1 protein-coding gene is annotated in these 557 nt (G+C 49.7%); it reads right to left on the reverse strand.

Going from position 1 to position 557, the window contains the following annotated elements:
- The coding region (locus R7Q46_RS29315) for a serine dehydratase beta chain (protein WP_318078602.1) at positions 1–557 on the reverse strand (557 nt) is incomplete at both ends.

The raw sequence follows: 557 nt of genomic DNA on the forward strand, positions 1-557 counted from the left end.
TCTTCTTGCTCTCGAAATGCCAGCTCATTTTGCAGAATCATACCACCAAGGCTGAGGCCATTTTTCTCTGCTTTTTCCAACATTTCGTCTGCGGATGAAAAAGGGAAAGGTACTTCTGCGCTGGCTTGTTGGCCGCCATGTTCGAGCTCTGCCGCTGTCGCAATAAAGCCACCACCGATAGAGTAGTACGTCTCAAAGGCGACTTGAGCTCCTGCGGCATCTAGCGCGGTGATCGTCATACCATTTTCATGCAGCGGCAGGTTGTCGCTGTGAAATACAATGTCGTGGTCGTAGCTAAACTCAATTTGATGAGAGCCAGCTAACGATAAGGTATGGTTTTCGATGGTGTGTTGCAGTGCACTTTTGGCACTGGTCATTTTGATGGTATCGGGCTTATTGCCCATCAACCCTAGCACCGTGGCTCGGTCGGTGTGGTGTCCTCTACCAGTCAGTGATAAAGAGCCATATAAGTCAACTTGCACCCGACGCACTTTCGCCATAGAGTCGCTAAGTAGTTGAGTGAAATGGAATCCGGCGAGCATAGGACCGTTAGTGTG

Source organism: Vibrio sp. 811, from assembly GCF_033339195.1.